Here is a 3,832-nt window from a genome sequence, read left to right on the forward strand (position 1 = left end):
CCTCAGGTATTGCCAAGGTCAAGGAAATCATCAACCAGGTAGCTCAGGGCGAACTCCGGGTGGATACAAGGCCCGTTGAAGAGGTTGCTTCCGGAAGCGATGAGGTAGCAGTCCTTGCCCGGTCTTTCTTGACTATGCTTGGAAACCTCAAGGAGCTTGTGACTGAGATACTCAATTCCTCCTCTTCCCTGGCCTCCTCAAGTGAAGAAATAGCTTCCTCCATCGACGAAATCTCGAAAGCCACCCAGGAAATCACCAAGACCATCTCTCAGGTTGCAGAAGGCTCCACCCGCCAGAGTGAGGAGCTCCAGAAGATAGGTGAGGAGGCTGCACGGATAGGGAAAGAGAGCGAGAAAATCGCCCAGGCCACCCAGAGGAATCTGGAACTCCTTGCCCTTGTGCAGGAGAACCTCACGAAGAACCGGGAGGCTCTCGAGACAATACGACAAGCCACGGAAAGCACGAAGAAAGAGAGCACAACCACCCGTGGTGAAGCTCAAAAAGGCAAGCAGGCCCTGCAGCGGCTCATCGAGAACGTCTCTTCCATAGCCCGGGTGAGCGAGAGGGTAGCGGAGAGCATTCATATCCTCGAAGAACGTTCTCAGGAAATCGGAAAAATTGTGGACCTCATCACCGGTATCGCGGAACAGACTAACCTCCTCGCTCTCAATGCGGCAATTGAAGCGGCACGAGCGGGAGAGGCAGGACGGGGCTTCGCCGTTGTAGCGGAAGAAGTGCGCAAACTCGCCGAGGAATCTGCAAAGGCAGCAGAACAGATCGGCGCCCTCATTGCGGAGATTCAGAAAGATACCCGGCAGGCAGTCGAGAACATGGAACAGGCACGGAGGGAAGTCGAGGCAGGGAACAAAGAGAGCGAGAACGTGGTTGCAAACTTCAACGAAATCCTTTCGGCCATTGAACGACTTGAAGGAAACATCGAGAAACTTGTCAAGTCTCTGGAGGAAGCCCTTCTGCTCCAGGAAAAGACTCGTCAGAGCGCCGAAGAGGTCATTGCCTTCTCAAGGGACAACGCCACCCTCATTGCCCGGACCACACAAGGGGTACAGAACATCACCGAGAACATCTCTTCCATTGCTGCTGTGGCCGAAGAGAACGCCGCCTCAAGCGAAGAAGTCTCTGCTTCCACGGAAGAACAGAATGCCTCGCTCGAAGAGGTCAACTCCGCCGTACAGGCCCTGGCACAGATGGCCCAGCACCTGCAGAAGCTCGTGGGGCAGTTCAGAGTGTGACAGAAGGCGGGGTTTTCGCCCCGCCTTTTTGTATTGCATTCCTCCCTCTTTTCCGCTAAGATAAAGCTATGTACAACGAGGGGTTTGAGGGGAAAGTTATCGACATCTCCACAGTGCGTTTCTTCCGCTTCTTCAGGCGCCTGGGGGTATATGCACTTTTTGTGATTCTCGTTGCGTACCTTGCAAGCGGCGTGTACGTCGTGGGCCCGGACGAGGTGGGAGTTGTCCGACGCCTCGGCAGTTACAACCGTACCGTCCCTCCGGGAATTCACTACCATCTCCCCTACCCCTTTGAGAGCGTTGCCCGACCCAAAATCACCGAAGTTCGCCGGGTTGAAATCGGCTTTCGAACCCTCAGTCCTGGCCCTCCACCAAGGTATGCCCTTGTGCCCGAGGAGTCCCTCATGCTCACCGGGGACGAGAACATTGTGAGCTGCCAGTTCATTGTGCAGTTCCGCATCAGCGACCCGTACCAGTACCTCTTCCGCATCAAAGATCCGGAAAAGGCGGTGAAAAACGCCGCAGAAGCTGCTCTGCGGGAAGTGGTGGGGAAAAAGACCATCGACGAGGTGCTCACCACCGGCCGAGCTGAGGTCCAGGAAGAGACGAAGAATCTCCTCCAGGAAATTCTCGACCGGTACGAGGCAGGAATTCGGGTTCTTGCCGTGCAGCTCCAGGATGTCCAGCCTCCCCAGGAAGTGGTATCGGCTTTCAAGGATGTGGCCAGCGCTCGGGAGGATAAGGTCCGTTTCATCAACGAAGCCGAAGCGTACCGGAACCAGATTCTCCCTCAGGCCCGTGGGGAAGCAGCTCGCATCATCCAGGAAGCCGAAGCATATCGGGAAACAGTCATCCGCAGAGCCGAAGGCGAAGTGGCCCGGTTCCTTGCAGTCTTGAAAGAGTACGAAGCCAACCCCGAAGTCACCCGCCGACGCCTGCGCTTAGAAGCTCTTGAAGAAGTTCTGCCCAAGGTGAAGAAGTTCGTCTTTGACGAGGAGGAGGCCGCAAAGGGTACTCTGAAGTTCTTGCCGCTTCGTGAGGGGGAGAACAATGAGTAGGACGTGGCGGTGGTACGTGGGCCTGGTTGCTGTTCTCCTTATCCTTCTTGCCGTTTTCAAGCCCTGGTACGTCCTTGACGAGACTGAGCAGGGGGTCATCGTGCAGTTCGGGAAACCCGTTCGGGTTGTCCGGGAAAGTGGCTTTCATCTGAAGCTCCCGTATCCCTTCCAGGTGGTCCGGAAGTTTGAGCGGCGACTCTTGGAGTACGACTCGCCTCCTGAGGAGGTCATCACCAAGGATAAGAAAACCCTTGTGGTCGACAGCTACGTCCGCTGGCGCATTGCTGACCCCCTTCTTTTCCTCCAAACGGTGGTGAGCGAGAACAGAGCCATCATCCGCATCGACGATGTGGTGTACTCCGAGCTTCGAACTGAAATCGGACGGGTAGACCTCTTTGATCTCGTCTCCAAGGTCCGAAAAGAGGTCGTGGAAAGAGTAACCGCAAGGTCCAACGAGAAGACCAAGGAATTCGGGGTGGAGATTGTGGATGTCCGCATCAAGCGGGCGGATCTCCCCAAGCAAAACGAGGAAGCCGTTTTCCAGCGGATGAAAGCCGAGAGGGAGCGCCAAGCTCGACAGTACCGCTCCGAAGGTGAGGAAGAGGCGACAAAGATTCGGGCCGAGGCAGACAAAGAACGAGCCCTCATTCTTGCCGAGGCAGAAAAGAAAGCCCAGATTCTCCGAGGCGAGGGCGAAGCCGAGGCCCTGCGAATCTATGCGGAGGCGTACCGGAAGAATCCCGAATTCTTCGCCTTCCTGCGGACTCTTGAGGTGTACAAGAAGTCCTTCAAAGAAGGTGATACCTTTATCCTCACCCCCGCCTCAGATATTCTCCTTTACCTCAGGAGCTTGCAAGAACCTCAGCCACAAGAGGAAGAAAGGTGAATGCCGGTCCCCCGCCCATGACAACCCCAACCTGGGCGGCTTCAAAAATTTCTTCGGGAGTCGCTCCCGCTTTCTTTGCCCCCCGCACGTGGAGGATGACGCAGTGCTCACAGTGAATCGCAACGCCAATGGCCAAGGCAATGAGCTCTTTTACCTTGAGGGACAGGGCTCCATCCGTCATGATGGCGTCGTAGAAGGAGAGAAACGGTTCAACACTCTTTGGGGACTGTTCCCGCAGGCTTCGGATACCCTTTCGGTACTCATCAAGAAAGCCCTGAATATCCATGGTGCCACCGTCCTTTCATACGCCGGCGCAGGTACGCCGGAGGAATTCCCATTTCTTCCCGGTAGAGCGCACAGGTTCTCCGGGCGATGAATATCCCCTGGGACTTCAGTTTTTCTGCGATTTCTCGGTCCGAGAGGGGATGATTCGGGTCCTCCCGGGCAATGAGCGACCGCATGGCCTCTTTCGCGGGGTACGAGGCGTCAAAAAAGAACTTGACGCTTCGGACAAGACCATCAGGAAACCGGAGGAACTTCCCCTTGAGAACCTGGCAAACCCCACTCACGCTCATCCCAAGGGCTTCGGCAATCTCCCCCTGGGTTAGAGGAACGAAAAAGGAAGGGCCATGGCGAAA

5 protein-coding genes (1 of these 5 cut by a window edge) are annotated in these 3,832 nt (G+C 55.9%); 3 read left to right on the plus strand and 2 right to left on the minus strand.

Annotated elements, in window-relative coordinates; genetic code table 11:
• The 3 genes from H5U36_07205 to hflC form a co-directional block, all read left to right on the plus strand.
• Positions 1-1,250: HAMP domain-containing protein (locus H5U36_07205; protein MBC7217911.1), on the plus strand; the 1,250-nt coding region annotated here is incomplete at its 5' end.
• 68 nt (positions 1,251-1,318) lie between these two features.
• Entirely contained in the window at positions 1,319-2,308 is a 990-nt protein-coding gene (gene hflK, locus H5U36_07210) for an FtsH protease activity modulator HflK (protein ID MBC7217912.1), read from the plus strand.
• A complete protein-coding gene (hflC, locus tag H5U36_07215) occupies positions 2,301-3,194 on the plus strand; it encodes a protease modulator HflC (GenBank protein MBC7217913.1) in 894 nt (297 codons plus the stop codon). The genes hflK and hflC overlap by 8 nt, the downstream gene beginning before the upstream one ends.
• Here the strand turns inward: hflC and H5U36_07220 are convergent.
• Positions 3,151-3,480: a carboxymuconolactone decarboxylase family protein gene (locus H5U36_07220; GenBank protein MBC7217914.1), complete on the minus strand. Its 330-nt coding sequence runs from the start codon at positions 3,478-3,480 to the stop codon at positions 3,151-3,153. The two genes, hflC and H5U36_07220, sit on opposite strands and share 44 nt — an antisense overlap.
• Positions 3,458-3,832 carry the 3' portion of a hypothetical protein gene (locus H5U36_07225; GenBank protein MBC7217915.1) on the minus strand. The gene runs 972 nt beyond the window's last position, so the window shows 375 of its 1,347 coding nt (coding positions 973-1,347); its start codon lies beyond the right edge, outside the window; it ends in the stop codon at positions 3,458-3,460. Before H5U36_07225 ends, H5U36_07220 begins: the two co-directional genes overlap by 23 nt.

This window comes from Candidatus Caldatribacterium sp., assembly GCA_014359405.1.
Classification (GTDB): domain Bacteria; phylum Atribacterota; class Atribacteria; order Atribacterales; family Caldatribacteriaceae; genus Caldatribacterium; species Caldatribacterium oleiphilum.

Coding starts and splice junctions, on each gene's coding strand:
- hflK (MBC7217912.1), top strand. CDS start 1,319: ATGTACAACGAGGGGTTTGAGGGGAAAGTTATCGACATCTCCACAGTG.
- hflC (MBC7217913.1), top strand. CDS start 2,301: ATGAGTAGGACGTGGCGGTGGTACGTGGGCCTGGTTGCTGTTCTCCTT.
- H5U36_07220 (MBC7217914.1), bottom strand. CDS start 3,480: ATGGATATTCAGGGCTTTCTTGATGAGTACCGAAAGGGTATCCGAAGC.